Origin of the sequence: Rhodoferax sp. BLA1, assembly GCF_013416775.1 — a bacterium.
Classification (GTDB): Bacteria; Pseudomonadota; Gammaproteobacteria; order Burkholderiales; family Burkholderiaceae_C; genus Rhodoferax.
This window is the reverse complement of sequence record NZ_SZVI01000013.1, coordinates 143,746-163,834: the sequence shown is the minus strand read 5'-3', so window position 1 is coordinate 163,834 and position 20,089 is coordinate 143,746. Positions and strand designations below refer to the sequence as shown.

Genomic DNA, 20,089 nt, shown 5'->3' with positions numbered 1-20,089 from the left:
GTGAAGGATTAAGCCATCGCTACCGAATTTCGTGATCGCCGTCAACGCGAAGAACGCAAACACCGATTGAATCGGGAAATCATGGTGCCAGAAGTTCGCCTTTCTGGTGTGGACAACGAGCCGCTTGGTGTCGTCAGCCTGATGGAGGCGTTGCGCATGGCCGGCGATCTGGACGTGGATTTGGTGGAGATTGCGGCCACGGCCACACCGCCGGTCTGCCGTCTGATGGATTACGGCAAGTTCAAGTACCAGGAGCAGAAGAAGGCTGCTGAGGCCAAGGCCAAGCAGACAGTGATCGAAATCAAAGAGATCAAGTTTCGCCCCGGTACCGATGATGGTGACTACAACATCAAGATGCGCAACATCAAGCGTTTCTTGGCCGAAGGTGACAAATGCAAGATCACGTTGCGTTTTCGTGGTCGTGAAATCACCCACCAAGAGTTGGGCATGGCTTTGTTGAATCGGATTCGCGACGAGTTGGGTGACTTGATTTTGGTGGAGCAGTTCCCCAAACTTGAAGGCCGCCAGATGATCATGATGATTGCGCCGGGTCGCAAAAAGCAGGTTGCTAAGCCGGTGGCTGCTGACAGTGCTGCAGTTGCAGTTTGAAGAGGTTCGGTGTCTCTAGTGGGTGCCAAGCAGGATTTAAAACAGGGTCAAGTCGTCATGCAAGTGATGTTTTGAGTTTGTTTTGAAGGCAGTGAGCTCAGGTTCATTGTCAAAACAGTGGTTGATGCAAGTCGACTGCTGAACCAAGTGGCTCGGGGCCAACAAGGCTGCACAGAGTGTGCAGACGCCTCACGAGCACAATGTAAAAAGGAGCATGAAAATGCCCAAGATGAAGACCAAGAGCGCGGCGAAGAAACGCTTCCGCGTCCGTCCAGGTGGCACCGTCAAGCGCGGTCAAGCCTTCAAACGTCACATTCTGACCAAGAAGACCACCAAAAATAAACGCCATTTGCGTGGTGCAACTGCTGTTCATGAGACCGATATGGGTCGCATGGCACAGATGCTGCCCTGCCGTGGTCTTTGATTAACGACGAACAAGGAGTAATTCAATGCCTCGCGTCAAACGTGGTGTAACGGCTCACGCCCGCCACAAAAAAGTTCTGGCCCTTGCAAAAGGCTTCCGCGGTCGTCGTGGTAATGTGTTCCGGGTCGCCAAAGAAGCGGTCATGAAAGCTGGGCAATATGCCTACCGTGACCGTCGTACCAAAAAACGTGTCTTCCGTCAGTTGTGGATTGCCCGTATCAATGCCGCTGCTCGTCAGTGTGGCATGACCTACAGCCAGTTCGCCAACGGTCTGAAGAAGGCTTCTATCGAGATCGACCGCAAGGTGCTGAGCGATATCGCCGTCCATGACATGGCAGCGTTTGCTGGTATCGTGGCCCAAGTCAAGGCCAAGCTGGCAGCCTGAGTGCCGACTGTTTGCTATTTAAAGAATAGCTAACTAAGTAACAGAGATAAGGGCTAGAGCTTGAAAAAGCACTAGCCCTTTTTCCTTGATCACAGAATTTGACCTCTTATGAACGACTTGACTACCGTTGTCGAAGCGGCCCGCGCTGCTTTCGAACTGGCCCACACCCCGGCCGATCTGGAAAACACCAAGGCCCAGTACCTGGGCAAATCCGGGCGCATCACCGAGATGATGAAGGGCATGGCAACGTTGTCCGTTGATGAGAAAAAGACCCAGGGTGCGGCCATCAATCTGGCCAAACAGGCCATCGAAGCGGCTTTGAACGCCCGCCGTCAGGCGTTGGCCGATGCCGAGTTGCAGGCCCAGTTGCAAGCCGAGGCGCTGGATGTGAGCCTGCCCGGCCGCCAACGCGGGCAGGGTGGTTTGCACCCCGTGTCGCTCACGCTGGAGCGCATCGAAGCGATCTTTGGTTCCATGGGTTTTGAAGTGGCGCAAGGTCCCGAGATTGAATCCGACTGGTTCAATTTCACCGCGCTCAACACGCCCGAAGACCACCCCGCACGTTCGATGCACGACACCTTTTATGTCGAAGGTGGTTCGGAGACGGCCCCCAATCTGCTGCGCACCCATACCAGTCCGATGCAGATCCGTCACGCGGTACAACACGTCAAAAAACACCGTCTGGCTGCTGAGGGGGGTAACCCGACACCCGGGCTTTTTTCAGGCGCGATGCCTGAGATTCGTGTCATCGCCCCGGGCCGCACCTACCGTGTCGACAGTGATGCCACCCATTCACCGATGTTCCACCAGTGTGAAGGCCTGTGGGTGGGTGAGGCGGTGAGCTTCAAGGATTTGAAGTACGTGTTCACCGACTTCTGCCGCACCTTTTTCGAGAACAAGGACCTGGTGCTGCGCTTCCGTCCGAGTTTTTTCCCGTTCACCGAACCCAGCGCCGAGATCGACATCCAGTTCCCCAGCGGCCCGTTGGCCGGGCGCTGGCTCGAAGTGGCTGGCAGTGGCCAAGTGCACCCCAATGTGATCCGCAACATGGGGCTAGACCCCGAGCGTTACATCGGATTTGCCTTTGGCATGGGGCCGGACCGGCTGACCATGCTGCGTTACGGTGTGAACGATTTGCGCCTGTTTTTTGACGGTGACATCCGCTTTTTGTCGCAATTCCGATAAGCCCTGATCTGTTCGATCTGTCTCCGTCCCATGTGTCTGACCCGATAAAACGACTATGCAATTTCCTGAATCCTGGCTGCGCGAATTCTGCAACCCACCTCTGACCACCGAGCAACTGGCCAACACGCTGACGATGGCGGGGCTGGAAGTGGAAGAGCTCAGCCCTGTGGCACCCCCGTTTCAACACATTGTGGTCGGTGAGATCAAGGCTGCGGCACAGCACCCCAATGCGGACCGTCTGCGCGTCTGCCAGGTGGATGTGGGCCAGCCGGAGCTGCTGACCATTGTCTGTGGTGCGCCCAATGCCCGAGTGGGCATCAAGGTGCCCTGTGCTCTGGTCGGTGCCGAGTTGCCGCCCGGCGAGGATGGCAAGCCGTTCCTGATCAAGGTGGGCAAGCTGCGCGGGGTTGAGAGTTTTGGCATGTTGTGCTCGGCGCGTGAACTGAAGCTGTCCGAAGACCACGGTGGCCTGCTGGAGCTGTCCGCTGATGCACCCGTGGGGCAGAACATCCGTGAACACCTGAATCTGGACGACACGCTGTTCACCCTCAAGCTCACACCGAACCTAGCACATTGCCTCAGCGTCTACGGTGTGGCACGTGAACTGTCGGCCTTGACCGGCACGCCCTTGAAGACGCCCGTGTTTCCGGTCGCCCCAGTGACGGCCAGCGATTTGTTGCCGGTCAAGGTCAGTGCGCCGGATTTGTGTGGCCGTTTTTCGGGTCGCATCATCCGCGGTGTCAACCCCAAGGCGAGCACCCCAGCCTGGATGGTGGACCGTCTGGCACGCTGCGGTCAGCGCAGTGTGACGGCCTTGGTCGACATCTCCAACTATGTGATGTTTGAGTTGGGTCGGCCCTCGCATATTTTTGACCTGGACAAGATCCACGGTGGGTTGGAGGTGCGCTGGGGTCAGCCCGGTGAACAGCTCAAGCTGCTCAATGGCAACACCGTGACCGTCGACGCCCATGTGGGTGTCATTGCCGATGCCCAGCAGGTGGAGTCGCTGGCTGGCATCATGGGTGGTGACGCCACCGCCGTCTCAGACGACACCCAAAACGTCTACGTGGAAGCCGCTTTCTGGTGGCCTCGGGCGATTGCCGGGCGTTCGCGCCACTTCAACTTTTCCACCGATGCTGGTCACCGTTTTGAGCGGGGAGTGGACCCCGAGCTGACGGTAGAGCATATCGAACGCATCACACAGTTGATCGTCGAGATCTGCGGCACACCCGATACCCGTTGCGGTCCGATGGATGACCAACGTGTGGCCATGCCGCAGCCCTCTGTGGTGACGCTGCGTGTGGCGCGTGCGATCAAGGTGCTGGGTATGCCTTTGAGTCAGGCGCAATGCGCCAAGGCGCTCGCAGGACTGGGTTTGCCGGTGGTGGAGGGCGACGGCGTGTTGTCGGTGACCGCACCGTCCTACCGGTTCGACATCCAGATCGAGGAAGACCTGATCGAGGAAGTCGCGCGTGTGGTGGGTTATGACAACCTGCCGGCCACACCACCACAGGCACCGATCACCGCCAAAGTCCGCACCGAGGCCCGGCGTGGTGACTTTGCAGTGCGCCGAGCGGTGGCGGCACTGGGTTACCAGGAAACCATCAACTTCAGCTTTGTCGAAGAGCGCTGGGAACACGAGCTGGCGGGCAACCCGAATCCGATCAAGTTGCTCAACCCGATTGCAAGCCAAATGAGTGTCATGCGCTCGTCCTTGCTGGGTTCTTTGCTACAGGTTTTGAAGTTCAACCAGGACCGCAAGGCGCAGCGTGTGCGTGTTTTTGAGATCGGTCGCGTGTTTTTGCGTGATGCCTCGGTGACCAGCTCTGACACCACAGTGCAGGGTTTTGACCAGCCGATGCGGCTGGCCGGTCTGGCCGTGGGCGCTTGTGACGCACCCGAGTGGGGTGTCAAAGAGCGTGCCGTGGACTTCTTTGACGTTAAGGGTGATCTGGAGGCTTTGCTGGCTCCGGCGTGTGCCACGTTTGTGGCGGCCGAGCATCCGGCACTGCACCCGGGGCGTTGCGCCAAGGTGGTGCTCAACGGCATGGATGTGGGTTTTGTGGGTGAACTGCATCCCAAATGGCGCCAGGCGTATGACCTGAACCAGGCCCCCATATTGTTCGAGGTGGACCTGGCGGCGGTGTTGTCCCGCGAGGTGCCTCGCTTCAAGGCAGTGCCGAAGTTCCAGGCGGTCGAGCGTGATATTGCGGTGCTGGTTAGCGAATGTGTCACTCACGACGCGCTGATGGCAGCCATCTGGGCCGCGCCTGTGGGTGGGGTGTTGCGTGATGCCTTACTGTTTGACATCTACCGTCCCAAGACCTCGGGTGCCAATGACATGTCCAGTGCCGAGAAAAGCATGGCGGTGCGCCTGACCCTCAACACCACGGACGAAGTTGCGTTGACCGAGGCGCAGATCGAGACCGCCGTGGCGGCGGTGGTTGCGACCCTGGCGGAGCGCCTGGGTGCCCGTCAACGCACCTGAGTGGATGCAAAATAGCGCCTTACAAAAGAAAAGAACCTCATGGACATCACCGTTGAATCTCTGGAAACGCCTGCTTTGACCAAAGCCCAGTTGGCGGAGTTGCTGTTTGAGCAAATCGGCCTGAACAAGCGCGAATCCAAGGACATGATCGACGCGTTTTTTGACCTGGTGGCACAAAGCCTGGTGGACGGTGATGACGTCAAGATCACCGGTTTTGGCAATTTCCAGATCCGCACCAAGGCGCCTCGGCCCGGGCGCAACCCGCGCACGGGTGAGGCGATTCCGATTGAGGCGCGGCGTGTGGTCACCTTCCATGCCAGCCACAAGCTCAAGGAACAGATCCAGGAGCAAGGTTTTTCGTCGTCACGTTTTGTGCCCTGAGCCAACAGTCTCACAAATTGATACACAGCCTGCTTTACAGGCACCATTGACTTAGAGTAACCTGCAAGCTTTTGCAGCTATTTCATTGATTTCAATGGAGAATTCTCTCCCAGCCATCCCCGCCAAGCGCTACTTCACCATCGGTGAAGTAGGCGATTTGTGCGGCGTCAAACCGCATGTGCTTCGCTATTGGGAGCAGGAGTTCACGCAGTTGCGCCCGATGAAGCGCCGTGGCAATCGGCGCTACTACCAGCACCACGAGGTGCTGATGATCCGTCGCATCCGTGACTTGCTCTATGACCAGGGTTTCACCATCAGTGGTGCACGCAACAAAATGCAGGAGCTGCTCCAGCATGAGCGCGATAAGTCGCGCCATGGCGAGGTCTTGCTGGACGGTGTGGAAGTCATTGAGGTCAGCAACTCACAATTTGGGGACTTTGAAGATACGGCGCTTCTTCAAGAAGATGAGCCTGTCTCGGGAGCTTGGCAACACTTGCGCAGGGAACTTGGTGAAATTCGAGAGCTTCTGTCTCTCGATTTCCAAGAATAGGCCAGACAAGCGTTATAATTATTGGCTTCGGTGTGTGGCGCAGCCTGGTAGCGCACTTGCATGGGGTGCAAGGGGTCGAAGGTTCGAATCCTTTCACACCGACCAATAAAATCAAGGACTTAGCTTAGAAATGAGCTAAGTCCTTTTTCTTTGTGGGTCGCATCACTTCAATCCTGCAGGTCGGCAGTTTCCTGTCAAAGAACCGCTTACACCCAGCTTCTTATACCTATCCTTAGTGGCCATGGTTCACCCGCTGTCCGTGGGGGGGGAGAGATAGATATCAAAAAAATAGCGCCTTACGCCCGTCATATGAGGGTCTGAGGCGCTTTTCTTATGTAACTGCTGGCAATTCATAGGTCTGTCTCGCAAGGTATGGTGCATGCGGCTATCCTTAAGATCACGGCGGCGCGTGTGGATGAGTGGCGGCATGTCCTGCTGGGCTGAGTTGCCCGACTTTCTTGTGTACCAGAAGGAGTCTTGCCGATGAGTACGACCTTGCCCGCAGACGATGGTCAAGCGCGCTGCCGCTGGTGTTTGGCAACGCCAGAGTACCAGCACTACCACGACACCGAGTGGGGCTTCCCGGTGGCCGATGACCGGCATCTGTTCGAGAAACTGAGCCTGGAAGCCTTCCAGTCGGGTCTGAGTTGGCGCACTATCCTTGCCAAGCGCGAAAATTTTCGTGCTGCGTTTAAGCGTTTTGACATTGATGCGGTGGCGCGCTTTGATGAGAAAGATGTCGAGCGCCTGCTGGCTGATGCAGGCATCGTGCGCCATCGTGGCAAGATCGAGGCGGTGATCTACAACGCGCGCTGCGCCCAGGCGCTGATCGCGCAGGAAGGTTCGCTGGCCACCTATGTGTGGTCTTATGAGGCACCGCACGCCGCACCGTTCCAATCGGCATCCTCCTCAGTGGCTTCGGTCGCCCTGTCCAAAGATCTGAAAAAACGCGGCTGGAAATTCGTCGGGCCAACGACCGTGTATGCCTTCATGCAGGCCGTGGGCTTGATCAACGACCATGCACAGGCGTGTGTCATTCGCGCTCAGGTCGATCTGGCCCGGACGAAGTTCCAGCGTCCCTCGGTTTGTTAGGTATCAAAAAAATAGCGCCTCACGCCGGTTTTATAAGGGCTTGAGGCGCTTTTTGCATGTAAACGCTGGGTCGGTGTTTACAGGTTGTCAGTGAAGCTGCGCAGCTTGTCGGAGCGGCTCGGGTGTTTGAGTTTGCGCAAGGCCTTGGCTTCGATCTGGCGGATGCGTTCACGGGTCACGTCAAACTGCTTGCCCACTTCTTCGAGGGTGTGGTCGTTGGTCATTTCGATACCAAAACGCATGCGCAGCACCTTGGCTTCGCGCGGGGTCAGGCTGTCGAGGATGTCCTTGACCACGTCGCGCAGGCCGGCCTGCATGGCGGCTTCCATCGGGGCGGTGTTAGCGCCGTCCTCGATGAAGTCACCCAGGTGGCTGTCGTCATCGTCACCGATGGGCGTTTCCATGGAAATCGGCTCTTTAGCGATTTTCATGATCTTGCGGATCTTGTCTTCCGGGATCTCCATGCGCTCGGCCAACACGGATGCGTCGGGCTCGTAACCAAACTCCTGCAGATGCTGGCGGCTGATACGGTTCATCTTGTTGATGGTTTCGATCATGTGCACCGGAATCCGGATGGTGCGCGCCTGGTCCGCAATGCTGCGGGTGATGGCCTGGCGAATCCACCAGGTGGCGTAGGTCGAGAACTTGTAGCCGCGACGGTATTCGAACTTGTCGACCGCCTTCATCAGACCGATGTTGCCTTCCTGGATCAGGTCGAGGAACTGCAGGCCGCGATTGGTGTACTTCTTGGCAATCGAGATCACCAGGCGCAAGTTGGCCTCGATCATCTCTTTCTTGGCCGCACGGGAGGCGTATTCGCCTTCGTTCATGCGTTTGTTGATGTCTTTGAGCTGGTCCAGTGGCACCACCACTTTGGATTGCAGGTCGATCAGGCGTTGTTGCAACTCCTGCACCGGCGGGATGTTGCGGCCCATGGTGGCGCTCCAGGGCTTGCCCGCAGCCGCTTGTTTTTCGATCCATTTCAGGTCAAGCAAATGGCTGGCCACCTTGTTGTGGTGTTTGTCACGGCCACTGAATTCGGCAATGAACTGGGGCTGCGGGTAACCACATTTGTCGACGATGATGCGGCGCAGTTCGCGCTCTTTCTTGCGCACGTCGTCGACCTGGCCGCGCACCATGTCGCAGAGTTTTTCGATGGTCTTGGCGGTGAAGCGGATCGACATCAACTCGTCGGACAGGGCGCGCTGGGTTTTTTGGTAGTTGGCGCTGCCGTAACCTTCTTTGTCGTAGATCACGTGGATCTGCTCGAAGTGGGCACGCATCCGGTCGAAGCGGCTCATGGCTTCTTTTTTCAGCTCTTCGAGTTTTTTGGTCAACGCCTTGGAGCCACCTTTGCCGTCGTCATCATCGTCGGCGTCGAACTCGTCAAAGTCTTCTTCGGCCACATAGTCGTCGGCCTCGTTCGGGTTGGTGAAACCATCGACGATGGTGGTGATGACCACCTTGTCGCTGCGAATGTCTTCACCCAGTTGCAAGATCACGTCGATGGTGGCGGGGGAGGCGGAAATCGCCTCCATCATTGCCATCAAGCCACCTTCGATGCGTTTGGCGATTTCGATTTCGCCTTCGCGGGTCAGCAACTCGACCGTGCCCATTTCGCGCATGTACATGCGCACCGGGTCGGTGGTGCGGCCAAATTCGCTGTCCACCGTGCTCAAAGCGGCTTCGGCTTCTTCCTCTGCTTCTTCTTCGGTGGCGGCGGTTGGGCCGTTCTGGTTCAAGAGCAGGGTTTCTGCATCAGGTGTGTGTTCGTACACCGCGACACCCATGTCGTTGAGCATCGAGATCACAACTTCAAGCGTTTCGGCATCGACCAGCTTGTCGGGCAAGTGGTCGGAAATTTCGCCGTGGGTCAAATAACCACGGGTCTTGCCGAGTTTGATCAGGGCTTTCAAACGCAAGCGGCGTTTGGCCAGGTCTTCCTCGGACAACACGGTTTCGTCCAGACCGAACTCTTTCATCAAGGCACGTTCTTTGGCCTTGCTGATTTTCATGCGCAGTGGTTTGACCTTTTCGGTGGTCTCGGTGGCCTCGGTGGTTTCGGCCACGGGCTCACCGGCCAGATCGTCCTCGATGTCGGACATGTCCAGGTCATCAACATCGCCCGCTTCTTTGCCGGCCTTGGGCTTGCGCCCGCGTTTGGCGCCGGTACCGGCGTCTGCGGACTTCTTGACCGTTTTTGCGGCCTTTTTCTTCACAACAGGCTCAGCAACGGCTTCGACCTGGACTTCTTCAACAGCGGCTTTGACTTTGGATTTGGATGCGGGCACGAGGGGCACTTTCGGTTCAGTAGGTTTGCTGGCTGTTTTTTTGACAGCGCTGGTCTTGGCTGCGGGGGCGGCGGAAGTCTTTGACTTGGAAGCAGGCATGTATGAACCTCAAAACGACGACAAACGAAGCATGTGGAGCGCTGCGGGCAGACCAGCGTTTTGGAAAAACATCGCAAAAACGGGCAGGGTCCGGCAAGACGGGTGGGCGAACATTTGGTGTGCAGTCCTTGCGGCAAGGTGGCCGGATGCGCTCAAATGCATCGTGTTGGCCGGGTCCGGAGGTGCTGCTGTCGCGCTTGCCTGGGCGAAAAACAGCGGATTATACCTTTTTTGCGAGCTTGAGCGTCCCAGATGGTGCCTAGGTGGCGGGTTTCAAGGCCTTGCGACGGTCCTGCAGTTCACGGTAGCGTTGCAGCGCTGAAGGGTCTGTTTTGGCCTCTTCCAGCGCCTGGGTTTCTGCCGCCATGAGCTGGTCGATCAGCATAAGGTTGAGCAGGCGGCGCAACTCGCTGGCGGCTTCGGCGGCATCCTCATCCACACCCAGTTCGTGGCTGCTCATCAGTTTGATGGCAAAGGCTTCACTCTCGTGACCTTGTAGGCCCTCGCGCAACGCCACCCAGGGTTGGGGGCCGTGTTCATGGAACTGCGCTTCCAGCCAGGCAAACAGTGGTCCGTAGGGGGGTTCCAGGCCGCACAGCAGGCCATGGTCTTCGACCGACAGGGCCTCCAGTGCGGCCATGTTGTCGAGCAGGATACGTGCGGCATGGTCGGCCCGGCTGGCCGGCAAGCGGCTGTTGCTGGGGGTGGGGCGAGGACTGTTTTTGGATTTATAAGATTTTGGGCTGTAGCCCTCGTCCTTGCTGCGGTAATCACTATCACTTTGATAGTTTTCCTTGCGCACCCGTTTGGGCTTGGCTTGTGCTGGATACCAGACCTCGGTCAGTTCTCGGCTGGAGAGTTGCACCAGATCGGCGATTTCAGACAACAGCTGCTGCTTCAGGGCGCCAGCGGGCAACAGTTCCCACAGCGGTTTGGCGTTGCTCGATAAATGCGAGCGGCCTTCGGCGGTGTGCAGGTCGCAGCCATCACGCGCGGCGTCGAGCAAAAAGCGGCTCAGTGGCACCGCTTCGCTGACATAACGCGCAAAGGCTTCCTTGCCGTGGGCGCGGATGAAGCTGTCGGGGTCGTGCTCCGGCGGCAAAAACAGGAACTTGACACTGCGCACATCGGTTGCCAGCGGCAGGGCCGCGTCTAGCGCCTTGCGTGCGGCGCGGCGGCCCGCGCTGTCGCCGTCAAAACTGAAGACTACCGACTCGGTGAAACGAAACAGTTTGTGCACATGCTCGGGGGTGCAGGCGGTGCCCAGTGTCGCCACCGCGTTGGGAAAGCCGAGCTGCGCCAGCGCCACCACGTCCATGTAACCCTCGGTGACCAAGGCGTAGCCGTGTTCCCGCAGCGCAGCGCGGGCTTCAAACAGGCCGTAGAGTTCGCGGCCTTTGCTGAACACCGGGGTTTCCGGTGAGTTGAGGTACTTGGGTTTGTCGTCACCCAGCACCCGTCCGCCAAAACCGATGCATTCACCTTTGATGTTGCGAATCGGGAACATGACCCGGTCGCGAAAACGGTCGTAACGTTTGGCCTCGGCGCCGTCTTCTTCGTTGAGGATCACCAAGCCACTTTCCACCAGCAGCGGGTCGTCGTAGCTCGGGAACACACTGGCCAGGCTGCGCCAGCCCTCGGGGGCATACCCCAGGCCAAATTGTTTGGCCACGGTGCCCGATAGACCACGGCCTTTGAAATAACTCACCGCACGGGGTGAGGCCTTGAGGTGTTTTTGATAGGCCTTGCAGGCTTTTTCGAGCACATCGTTTAAAGTGTGCTGTTTTTGGCGCTGCTCGGCGGCGCGGGCGCGGTCCTGTGGGCTGGTGTCGTCTTCGGGCACCTGCATGCCAAATTGTTGGGCCAGGTCTTGTACGGCTTCCACAAAACTCATGCCCGCGTGCTCCATCAGGAAGCCGATGGCGTTGCCGGTTTTGCCGCAACCAAAGCAGTGGTAGAACTGCTTGGTTGGGCTGACTGAGAAAGAAGGCGACTTTTCGCTATGAAAGGGGCACAAGCCCATGAAATTGGCGCCACCCTTCTTGAGTGGCACATAACGGCCGACGATTTCCACTACGTCGGCGCGGGCCAGCAGTTCCTGAACAAAGCTTTGGGGGATGGACATGGGGCGATTGTAGAAACCGCCCCGCAGGCTCAGCGCGGTGCCAGGCGGATCGCGCCATCCAGACGGATCACCTCGCCGTTGAGCATCTCGTTCTCAAAAATATGCCGCACCAGCTTGGCGTAGTCCTGGGGGGTGCCCAGACGCGACGGGAAGGGCACGCTCGCTGCCAAAGCATCCTGTACTTCCTGCGGGAAGCTGAACATCATCGGTGTGCCAAAGATACCGGGGGCAATGGTCATGTTGCGGATGCCGTTACGCGCCAGGTCGCGTGCAATCGGCAGGGTCATGCCCACAATGCCGCCTTTGGAGGCGCTATAGGCGGCTTGCCCGATCTGGCCGTCATAGGCGGCGACTGAGGCGGTGGAGATCAGCACACCACGCTCGCCAGTGGTTTCGGGTTCATTCTTGCTCATCGCCTCGGCGCACAGCCGGATCATGTTGAAGCTGCCAACCAGGTTGACGGTGATGCATTTGGTAAAAAGCGCGAGCGCGTGGGGGCCGTTTTTGCCCACGGTTTTTTCGGCAGGTGCGATGCCGGCGCAGTTGACCAGCCCCATTAGTTTGCCCAGGGTTGTGGCTTGTGCGACAACTGCTTGTCCGTCCGCTTCACTGCTGACGTCGCAGGCCACAAAAGCGCCACCAATCTCTTTGGCAACCGTTTGACCTTTGTCGACCTGTTGGTCGGCAATGACCACGGTGCCGCCAGCGGCACTGAGCATGCGTGCTGTGCCTTCCCCTAGGCCCGATGCGCCGCCAGTCACGATAAACACCTTGCCTTTGATTTCCATGTGTACCTCCAGATAATAGTATTGACGTTGACGTAAACGTCAATTATCAAACAAGTTTTTGCGCAAAAAGATCGGGTGTGTGTCTGAGTGGCTGAATATTCACGCTATACTTGGGTTTTTCCTGAATACCCAGGCGCGTAGCTCAGCTGGTTAGAGCACCACCTTGACATGGTGGGGGTCGTTGGTTCGAGTCCAATCGCGCCTACCAAGGTTTTCTGAATATTGCCAGATTCAGATCGCAAAAACCTTGTAGACAAAGTCCTGTTTTATTCCTTGTTTCTTTTTATGCTTGACCCACCCTTGCTATGGCAAGATGGGTCTTGGCACGCCCACAAGGGCAATTCTTGGCAAGTCCAGTTTGAACCGGTTTCTACAATCGGACTCAATTGGAAATGATTACAACGCGCTCATGATGGACCTCTGGATGACATATGAATAACGCCACCCAATCACCGGCGCAGGGCCAGCAGCGCATCATCAAGAAATACCCCAACCGGCGGCTCTACGACACCATCACCTCCAGCTATATCACCTTGGCGGAGGTTAAAGCGCTTGTGATGAAACGTGAGCCTTTTGAAGTGATCGATGTCAAGACCGGTGACAACATCACCCGCAGCATTCTTTTACAGATCATTCTGGAAGAGGAAGCCAGTGGTTCGCCGATGTTCACCGCACCGGTGCTTGAGAGTCTGATCCGGTTTTATGGCCATGCGATGCAAGGCATGCTGGGTGGTTATCTGGAAAAAAATATCCAGTCGCTCATGGACGTGCAAACGCGCTTTGCCGAGCAGTCCAAAGGTTTCACGCCTGAGATGTGGTCACAGTTTGTGACGTTGCAGCCTCCGGCGTTACAAGCCATGATGGGTGGTAGTCTGGAGCAATCCAAGAACATCCTGGCCCAGATGCAGGAGCAGATGCAAAAGCAGACAGAGCAGATGCTCGGTGTTTTTGGTCTAAAAAGTTAATCCCGAATTTCAACAAAGTTGTGCATGAATAGTGTTATTTCACAAGCCGCCCAAGCGCCCAAAGTAGGGTTTGTCAGCCTGGGCTGCGCCAAGGCCCTGACCGACTCCGAACTGATCCTGACGCAACTCAATGCCGAGGGTTACCAGACCGTCAAAACCTTTCAGGGTGCTGATCTGGTGATCGTCAACACCTGTGGCTTCATCGATGACGCAGTCAAGGAAAGCCTGAACACCATTGGTGAGGCGCTGGCCGAAAATGGTAAGGTGATCGTGACCGGTTGCCTGGGTGCCAAGGCAGGTGAGGGTGGTGACAATCTGGTGCGCCAGATGCACCCCAGTGTGTTGGCGGTGACCGGCCCGCAGGCGACCCAGCAGGTGATGGATGCGGTGCATGAACATCTGCCTAAACCCCATGACCCATTTTTGGATCTGGTGCCCAATGGCTTTGGGGTCGCGGGCATCAAACTGACGCCGCGCCACTATGCCTATATCAAGATCAGTGAAGGCTGCAACCACCGTTGCAGCTTCTGCATCATTCCGTCCATGCGAGGTGACCTGGTGTCGCGTCCGATTGGTGATGTGCTCAAAGAAGCGCAAGCCTTGTTTGAAGGTGGTGTGAAAGAGCTTCTGGTGATCAGTCAGGACACCTCGGCTTATGGTGTCGATGTGAGTTACCGGACCGGGTTCTGGAACGGCACACCGATCAAGACGCGTTTGCTGGAACTGGTGCAGGCGCTCGGTGAAATGGCGCAGCGTTACGGTGCCTGGTTGCGTTTGCATTATGTGTACCCGTACCCGAGTGTGGATGCGATCCTGCCGCTGATGGCCTCTGGGCTGGTGTTGCCGTATCTGGATGTGCCGTTCCAACACAGCCACCCCGATGTACTCAAACGCATGAAACGCCCGGCCAGTGGTGAGAGAAATCTGGAGCGTATCCAGCGTTGGCGCGAGGTGTGCCCTGACATCGTGATCCGCAGCACCTTCATCGCTGGGTTCCCTGGTGAGACTGAAGAAGAGTTTGCCCATCTGCTGGACTTCATGCGTGAAGCCAATATCGATCGGGCCGGTTGTTTTGCCTACAGCCCGGTTGCAGGAGCAACGGCCAATGATTTGCCGGGTATGTTGCCCGAGTCTGTGCGTGAGGAACGTCGCGCCGCGTTCATGGCTGTGGCCGAAGAGGTGTCCGCCGCCAAATTGCAGCGCCGAATCGGTGCCACCATGCAGGTGCTGGTTGACCACGCGCCGGGTCTGGGTAAAAAGGGTGGTCTGGGTCGCTCTTACGCCGACGCCCCTGAGATTGACGGTCTGGTGAAATTGTTGCCGCCCGAAAAAATCAGCAAGATGCTCAAGGTCGGTGAATTCACGCGTGCACGTATTGTGGGTGCACAAGGCCACGATCTGCTGGCGCAGCCCATTTGATGCCAATTGCTGGCATTTATTCCAACAACAAAAAAGCCGCTGGTTTAACAGCGGCTTTCAGTTCAAAACATCTGGTTGGTGTCATCGAAATCAACCAGATTTCATTTACATTTGGTGCCCAGGAAGGGACTCGAACCCCCACGAAGTTACTCGCTAGTACCTGAAACTAGTGCGTCTACCAATTCCGCCACCTGGGCATTTCAGGAAAGAGAGAAGTATATCAAAAATATTAAGCAAACCAGCGCATTGCTGGAAGAAGTTGAAGGAATTGTTCAAGGTCATCGTGATGGCCATGGTTTTGTGACCCGTGACGATGGAGAGGCTGACATCTATCTGCCGCCCAACGAGATGCGTGCGGTGCTGCACAAGGACCGTGTCAAGGTTCGCATCGTGCGCAGTGACCGCAAAGGTCGCCCTGAGGGTCGGGTGGTCGAGATTGTTGAACGCAGCAACCAGGTCATCATTGGCCGCTTGTTGCATGAGAGCGGCATCTGGATCGTCGCCCCCGAGGACAAACGTTACGGCCAGGACATCATGATCCCCAAGGCCGCCACCGGTGCCGCACGCGCTGGTCAGGTGGTGGTGGTGGAACTCACCGAGCCGCCCGCACTGTTCGGCCAGCCAGTTGGACGCGTGAAAGAAGTGTTGGGGGAAATTGACGACCCCGGCATGGAGATCGAGATCGCTGTGCGCAAGTACAGCGTGCCACATGAGTTTTCCGAGGCTTGTATGGCGCTGGCCCGTGCCTTGCCCGACAAGGTGCGACCGCAGGACAAGCTCAAGCGGGTTGATCTGACCGATGTGCCGCTGGTCACCATCGACGGCGAAGACGCCCGTGACTTTGACGATGCCGTCTACTGCGAACCCACCAAGATCGGCAAGGGCAGGGCGGCCACCCCCGGTTGGCGCTTGCTGGTGGCGATTGCCGACGTGAGCCATTATGTGGAAAACGGGTCGGCCATCGACATAGATGCCTACGACCGTGCCACCAGCGTGTATTTCCCGCGCCGAGTCATTCCGATGCTGCCCGAGAAACTCTCCAATGGCCTGTGTTCCCTCAACCCTGAGGTGGAACGCCTGTGTATGGTTTGCGACATGGTGGTCTCCGAAGATGGCGAGGTCACTGCCTACCAGTTTTACCCGGCCGTGATGTGGAGCCACGCGCGTTTCACCTACAACGAGGTGGCAGCGATTCTGGCCAACACCCGTGGCCCGGAAGCGCTCAAACGCAAGGACCGGATTGATGACCTGATCCATCTGCATGATGTGTACCGTGCCTTGCTCAAGTCGCGCGTGCGCCGTGGTGCGGTGGACTTCGAGACGGTGGAAACTCAGATCGTCTGTGACGAAGTGGGCCGCATCGAAAAAATTGTGCCGCGCACCCGCAATGACGCCCACAAGCTGATCGAAGAGGCGATGTTGGCCGCCAACGTCTGCAGCGCTGACTTCATTGCGCAGGGCAAACAAGCCGGCCTGTTCCGTGTGCACGAAGGCCCGACACCCGAGAAAAAAGAGGTGTTGCGCAACTACCTGAAGGTGACCGGTGTCGGCCTGACCATCAGCGACGATCCGTCGCCTGGTGAGTTCCAGGCGATTGCCAACGCCACCAAAGACCGGCCCGATGCTGCGCAGATCCATTCGATGTTGTTGCGCTCGATGCAGCAGGCGATTTACACACCCGTCAACAGCGGCCACTTTGGTCTGGCGTTTGAGGCCTATACCCACTTCACCAGCCCGATCCGGCGTTACCCCGATCTGTTGGTGCACCGCGTCATCAAGGCGATTCTGGCCAAGACCAAATACGTCTTGCCCGTGTTGCCAACACCGGGTGAAGCCCACGCCAAGCTGTCCAAACGGCTGGAGAAAAACCTGGCTTCCAAGGTGGCTGAACCTGGTCAGAAACCGCGCAAACTCAGCGCCGACATGCTCGCCTGGCAGTCTGCGGGCCTGCATTGCAGCGCCAACGAGCGCCGTGCCGACGAAGCCAGCCGCGATGTGGAGGCCTGGCTCAAGTGCAAGTACATGCGTGAGCACCTGGGTGAGGAGTTCTCGGGTGTGGTCAGCTCGGTGACGAGTTTTGGCCTGTTCATCACGCTGGATGCGATGTATGTCGAAGGCCTGGTGCACATCACCGAACTCGGTGGTGAGTACTACCGCTTTGACGAGGCACGCCAGGAGTTGCGCGGTGAACGCACCGGTTTGCGTTATGCACTCGGAACCCGTGTTCGTGTGCAGGTCAGCCGGGTGGATCTGGACGGACGGCGGATTGATTTCCGTCTGGTGCAGGAAGGTGAGGCGCTGGTGGCGCGCGCACTCAAGGACAAGGGTGAGAGCAACGAGCGCGCTGTATTTGAGTCGGACCTGGATGGCGCGCCCACAGGCCGACGCAGCCGCAAAATTTCGGAACCCTTGGCGCGTTCACCCAAGCCTTCTGCGGCGGCCAAAACGACGCGGCGTGCGCCGGTGGCTGGCAAGTCTAGGGATAAAAGTCGCAAAAATAGGCGCTAGCCCTTATCCATCAAGCATTGTTCGCTATATAAATGTTATGACTGAGAATTTTAGAGTGGCTGTGGTCACGGGTGCCGGCTCCGGCATTGGCCGGGCGGCAGCATTGGCTTTGTTGCAAGACGGTTACCGCGTGGTGCTGGCGGGGCGGCGTGAGCCGCTGCTGGCTGAGGTGGCACAGCAGGGTGGCGCGCCAGAGCGTTGTCTGGTGGTACCGACGGATGTGACGGATGAAGCCTCGGTGCTGGCCCTGTTTGACACCACGGTGCGCCAGTTTGGCCGGGTGGATGTGTTGTTCAACAACGCCGGGATCAGCGCCCCGGCGGTGTTGCTGGAAGACCTGACGCTGGACCAGTGGCAGGGCGTGGTGGATGTAAATCTGACCGGCATGTTTTTGTGCCTTCGCCAGGCCTTTCGGGTGATGAAGGCGCAAACCCCTCAGGGTGGGCGCATCATCAACAACGGCTCGATCGCCGCGACCACACCGCGGCCCAACTCGGTGGCCTACAGCGCCACCAAACATGCGGTGAGTGGGCTGACCAAGTCCGCTGCGCTCGATGGGCGCAAGTACAACATTGCCGTGGGTCAGATCGACATCGGCAACGCCGCCACCGAGATGGCCCAGCGCATGCAGGCGGGCATTTTGCAGGCCAATGGCCAGACTGCGGTGGAGCCGGTGATGGATGTGGCCATCGCTGGCCAATCGGTGTTGTACATGGCCAATTTACCTGTGGGCGCCAATGTGTTGTTCCACACCGTGATGGCCACCAACATGCCCTTTGTGGGCCGTGGCTGAGCCAGAGTAAGTCGCTTGCTGGAGGCCTGGTCTTTCCGGGCCAGTTAGATGATCCAGCGTTCCAAACAGGCGACCAGCGTTGCGCTGTTGAAGGGTTTGGTCAGGAAATCGTTCATGCCCGCTTCGCGGCAGGCGTTCTGGTCGGCCAGCATGGCGTTGGCGGTCAGGGCAACGATGGGGCTTTGGCTGTTGACACCGTTGCCACGGCGGATGTGACGGGTCGCTTCCAGGCCATCCATTTCCGGCATCTGCATGTCCATCAGGATCAGGGCGTAGGGCTGTTTGTCAGCGGCTGTCACACCCTGAAGGCCGTTTTCAGCCAGGTCAACCGTGTAACCCATGCGTTGAAGCAGCGTCAACACCAGCTTCTGGTTGATTTTGTTGTCTTCGACCAACAAGATGCGCCCGCTGCGGGCGGGGGCAGTTGCAGGGCTTGTAGCGCCAGTGTGTTTGGTGGCTGGTGGTGTTGACGCTTGAAAGGGTGCTGCTTTGTCTTGCGTCAAGCTGACCTCTGTGGGTGTGGTTGACTGGGGCAGAAGCGGTAGTTCAAACCAGAACAAACTGCCTGCGGGTCGGTCCTCTGCCAAGCCAATACGGCCCTGCATGCCCTCGACCAGGCGTTTGCAGATCACCAGGCCCAGACCAGTGCCGCCATATTTGCGAGAGGTAGACGCGTCAATCTGGCTGAAGTTCGAGAACAACCGACCACGCTCAGAGGGCGCAATGCCAATGCCGGTGTCACTGATTTCAAAACGCAGGCCATGGTCCAGTCGCGAGACACTCAGACGGACTTCCCCCTCTTCTGTGAACTTGACCGCGTTGCCGGCCAGATTGAGCAGCACCTGGTGGATACGCAGGCTGTCACCCACAAAGGTCACATGGGCCGCTGGTGTGATGTCAACCGCCAGATCGATGCCTTTTTCGCGCGCCCGTTCTTTGAGGACCGAGAGCACCGCATCCACCATCTCAGTCACCTTGAACGGATGTTGTTCAAAGGTCATGTGTCCGGCCTCGATCTTCGACAAGTCCAGGATATCGTTGATGATGGCCAACAGCGATTCACCCGACTGGGCAATGTCACGTGCATAGTCCTGCTGCTCGGCGCTGAGTGGGGTCTCCATCAGCAGCCGTGTCATGCCCATGACGCCGTTCATGGGGGTGCGTATCTCATGCGACATGTTGGCCAGGAACTGGGACTTGGCCACGTTGGCCGCCAGGGCCGCCTGCGTGGCACGTTGCAGCTCAACCTGCATCGTTTTGAGTTCATTGATGTCGCGGGCATTGATCAGGATCAGGGGCGCGCCGGTCACCGGGTCGGGCACCAAACGCGCATCCATGCCATACCAGCGGATGCCGTTCAAGGTCGCCAGCTGGATTTCGCAGCTGTAGCTCTTGCCCTGGTTCAGCTGCTTGTGAATGGTTTGCGCGGTCTCCGGTTCGGCGAACATGGCCTGAAAATCGTCCTGCTCGGCGCCGGGGTCCACCGCGCCGAAGGCCCGCACAGCCGCCGGATTACGCATCACTGCGCTTCCGCTGCGGCTGAACAGCGCAATCAGCACCGAGGTGTGTTGCATGGCCTCCACACCACGCAGCACCGCCGGGTCCAGACTCAGGGAGGGCGAATGGGCTTCGTACAGGATGGCGACGCTGCCGTCGGCAAGTTCAACGCCGATGCTGTGTGCGTTAAAGGTCACCGGATGACCCTTGGGGTAAACCGTCCACTGCGCCCGCGCGGTACGGCCCGCGGCATGTTCGGCCATCACCACCTGGTTGCGCGTGACGGTCGCCTCTGACAGGTCAGCAAAATCCCGGGCCAGAAACTCTTCGAGTGAATCGGCTTTCCAGAACGCCACTCCGGCCGGGTTGGCCCACAACATGCGCTGGTGCAGCATGTCAAACACCCACATGGGGGTGTCTGACCAGTGAAAGCTGTCAAGTGCACTGTAGGGCAGGAGGGCGGCCATCGTCTGGAGTCAGAGTCTGCGAC

The 20,089-nt window shown here is 58.0% G+C and carries 16 protein-coding genes and 3 tRNA genes; 14 read left to right on the top strand and 5 right to left on the bottom strand.

Annotation, left to right across the window (positions count from 1 at the left end; all coding sequences use genetic code 11):
• The first annotated feature begins 15 nt into the window (after window positions 1-15).
• The 9 genes from infC to FDG13_RS16225 all read left to right on the top strand — a co-directional run bounded on the left by infC (window position 16) and on the right by FDG13_RS16225 (window position 7,114).
• On the top strand, window positions 16-609 hold the full coding sequence (gene infC, locus FDG13_RS16265) for a translation initiation factor IF-3 (protein ID WP_180132533.1): 594 nt from the start codon (window positions 16-18) through the stop codon (window positions 607-609).
• A 220-nt stretch (window positions 610-829) separates the two neighbouring features.
• Window positions 830-1,033 (top strand): 50S ribosomal protein L35, encoded by a 204-nt coding sequence (gene rpmI / locus FDG13_RS16260; RefSeq protein ID WP_078366696.1) that lies wholly within the window; start codon window positions 830-832, stop codon window positions 1,031-1,033.
• A gap of 25 nt (window positions 1,034-1,058) precedes the next feature.
• Window positions 1,059-1,418, top strand: a complete 360-nt coding sequence (gene rplT / locus FDG13_RS16255; RefSeq protein ID WP_075587399.1) for a 50S ribosomal protein L20 — start codon at window positions 1,059-1,061, stop codon at window positions 1,416-1,418.
• Between the two features lie 108 nt (window positions 1,419-1,526).
• A complete protein-coding gene (gene pheS / locus FDG13_RS16250) occupies window positions 1,527-2,603 on the top strand; it encodes a phenylalanine--tRNA ligase subunit alpha (RefSeq protein WP_180130123.1) in 1,077 nt (358 codons plus the stop codon).
• Window positions 2,604-2,658: 55 nt separating this feature from the next.
• Window positions 2,659-5,091 (top strand): phenylalanine--tRNA ligase subunit beta, encoded by a 2,433-nt coding sequence (gene pheT, locus FDG13_RS16245; protein ID WP_180130120.1) that lies wholly within the window; start codon window positions 2,659-2,661, stop codon window positions 5,089-5,091.
• Window positions 5,092-5,130: 39 nt separating this feature from the next.
• Complete coding sequence (locus FDG13_RS16240; protein ID WP_078363171.1) at window positions 5,131-5,472, top strand: integration host factor subunit alpha; 342 nt, start codon at window positions 5,131-5,133, stop codon at window positions 5,470-5,472.
• Between the two features lie 94 nt (window positions 5,473-5,566).
• A complete protein-coding gene (locus tag FDG13_RS16235) occupies window positions 5,567-6,022 on the top strand; it encodes a MerR family transcriptional regulator (RefSeq protein WP_180130116.1) in 456 nt (151 codons plus the stop codon).
• A 28-nt stretch (window positions 6,023-6,050) separates the two neighbouring features.
• Window positions 6,051-6,127: transfer RNA gene (locus tag FDG13_RS16230), tRNA-Pro, on the top strand.
• A gap of 378 nt (window positions 6,128-6,505) precedes the next feature.
• A complete protein-coding gene (locus FDG13_RS16225; protein WP_180130111.1) occupies window positions 6,506-7,114 on the top strand; it encodes a DNA-3-methyladenine glycosylase I in 609 nt (202 codons plus the stop codon).
• A gap of 77 nt (window positions 7,115-7,191) precedes the next feature.
• On the opposite strand, the gene rpoD is transcribed toward FDG13_RS16225, so the two are convergent.
• The 3 genes from rpoD to FDG13_RS16210 all read right to left on the bottom strand — a co-directional run bounded on the left by rpoD (window position 7,192) and on the right by FDG13_RS16210 (window position 12,417).
• On the bottom strand, window positions 7,192-9,504 hold the full coding sequence (gene rpoD / locus FDG13_RS16220) for an RNA polymerase sigma factor RpoD (RefSeq protein ID WP_180130107.1): 2,313 nt from the start codon (window positions 9,502-9,504) through the stop codon (window positions 7,192-7,194).
• 259 nt (window positions 9,505-9,763) lie between these two features.
• Complete coding sequence (dnaG, locus tag FDG13_RS16215) at window positions 9,764-11,629, bottom strand: DNA primase (RefSeq protein WP_180130104.1); 1,866 nt, start codon at window positions 11,627-11,629, stop codon at window positions 9,764-9,766.
• 29 nt (window positions 11,630-11,658) lie between these two features.
• Window positions 11,659-12,417: a 3-hydroxyacyl-CoA dehydrogenase gene (locus FDG13_RS16210; RefSeq protein WP_180130100.1), complete on the bottom strand. Its 759-nt coding sequence runs from the start codon at window positions 12,415-12,417 to the stop codon at window positions 11,659-11,661.
• Window positions 12,418-12,548: 131 nt separating this feature from the next.
• Here FDG13_RS16210 and FDG13_RS16205 point away from each other — a divergent pair.
• The 3 genes from FDG13_RS16205 to rimO all read left to right on the top strand — a co-directional run bounded on the left by FDG13_RS16205 (window position 12,549) and on the right by rimO (window position 14,801).
• Window positions 12,549-12,625, top strand: a tRNA-Val gene (locus FDG13_RS16205).
• A 223-nt stretch (window positions 12,626-12,848) separates the two neighbouring features.
• On the top strand, window positions 12,849-13,382 hold the full coding sequence (gene phaR / locus FDG13_RS16200; protein WP_180130096.1) for a polyhydroxyalkanoate synthesis repressor PhaR: 534 nt from the start codon (window positions 12,849-12,851) through the stop codon (window positions 13,380-13,382).
• Window positions 13,383-13,406: 24 nt separating this feature from the next.
• Window positions 13,407-14,801: a 30S ribosomal protein S12 methylthiotransferase RimO gene (gene rimO, locus FDG13_RS16195; RefSeq protein WP_180130093.1), complete on the top strand. Its 1,395-nt coding sequence runs from the start codon at window positions 13,407-13,409 to the stop codon at window positions 14,799-14,801.
• Between the two features lie 112 nt (window positions 14,802-14,913).
• On the opposite strand, the gene FDG13_RS16190 is transcribed toward rimO, so the two are convergent.
• A tRNA-Leu gene (locus tag FDG13_RS16190) sits at window positions 14,914-14,998 on the bottom strand.
• Between the two features lie 49 nt (window positions 14,999-15,047).
• On the opposite strand from FDG13_RS16190, the gene rnr reads away from it, so the two are divergent.
• Entirely contained in the window at window positions 15,048-17,309 is a 2,262-nt protein-coding gene (rnr, locus tag FDG13_RS16185; protein WP_218942768.1) for a ribonuclease R, read from the top strand.
• A gap of 37 nt (window positions 17,310-17,346) precedes the next feature.
• Window positions 17,347-18,102, top strand: a complete 756-nt coding sequence (locus tag FDG13_RS16180; RefSeq protein ID WP_180130090.1) for an SDR family oxidoreductase — start codon at window positions 17,347-17,349, stop codon at window positions 18,100-18,102.
• A 44-nt stretch (window positions 18,103-18,146) separates the two neighbouring features.
• Here the strand turns inward: FDG13_RS16180 and FDG13_RS16175 are convergent, their stop codons facing one another.
• Entirely contained in the window at window positions 18,147-20,066 is a 1,920-nt protein-coding gene (locus FDG13_RS16175; RefSeq protein WP_180130084.1) for a PAS domain-containing hybrid sensor histidine kinase/response regulator, read from the bottom strand.
• Between the last annotated feature and the right edge of the window lie 23 nt (window positions 20,067-20,089).

What these genes read in the sequence shown, in the direction of transcription:
- dnaG (WP_180130104.1), bottom strand. Translation starts at nt 11,629, where the DNA reads ATGTCCATCCCCCAAAGCTTTGTTCAGGAACTGCTGGCCCGCGCCGAC.
- rplT (WP_075587399.1), top strand. Translation starts at nt 1,059, where the DNA reads ATGCCTCGCGTCAAACGTGGTGTAACGGCTCACGCCCGCCACAAAAAA.
- FDG13_RS16240 (WP_078363171.1), top strand. Translation starts at nt 5,131, where the DNA reads ATGGACATCACCGTTGAATCTCTGGAAACGCCTGCTTTGACCAAAGCC.
- phaR (WP_180130096.1), top strand. Translation starts at nt 12,849, where the DNA reads ATGAATAACGCCACCCAATCACCGGCGCAGGGCCAGCAGCGCATCATC.
- FDG13_RS16235 (WP_180130116.1), top strand. Translation starts at nt 5,567, where the DNA reads ATGGAGAATTCTCTCCCAGCCATCCCCGCCAAGCGCTACTTCACCATC.
- rimO (WP_180130093.1), top strand. Translation starts at nt 13,407, where the DNA reads ATGAATAGTGTTATTTCACAAGCCGCCCAAGCGCCCAAAGTAGGGTTT.
- pheT (WP_180130120.1), top strand. Translation starts at nt 2,659, where the DNA reads ATGCAATTTCCTGAATCCTGGCTGCGCGAATTCTGCAACCCACCTCTG.
- FDG13_RS16210 (WP_180130100.1), bottom strand. Translation starts at nt 12,417, where the DNA reads ATGGAAATCAAAGGCAAGGTGTTTATCGTGACTGGCGGCGCATCGGGC.
- FDG13_RS16175 (WP_180130084.1), bottom strand. Translation starts at nt 20,066, where the DNA reads ATGGCCGCCCTCCTGCCCTACAGTGCACTTGACAGCTTTCACTGGTCA.
- FDG13_RS16225 (WP_180130111.1), top strand. Translation starts at nt 6,506, where the DNA reads ATGAGTACGACCTTGCCCGCAGACGATGGTCAAGCGCGCTGCCGCTGG.
- pheS (WP_180130123.1), top strand. Translation starts at nt 1,527, where the DNA reads ATGAACGACTTGACTACCGTTGTCGAAGCGGCCCGCGCTGCTTTCGAA.
- rpoD (WP_180130107.1), bottom strand. Translation starts at nt 9,504, where the DNA reads ATGCCTGCTTCCAAGTCAAAGACTTCCGCCGCCCCCGCAGCCAAGACC.
- rpmI (WP_078366696.1), top strand. Translation starts at nt 830, where the DNA reads ATGCCCAAGATGAAGACCAAGAGCGCGGCGAAGAAACGCTTCCGCGTC.
- FDG13_RS16180 (WP_180130090.1), top strand. Translation starts at nt 17,347, where the DNA reads ATGACTGAGAATTTTAGAGTGGCTGTGGTCACGGGTGCCGGCTCCGGC.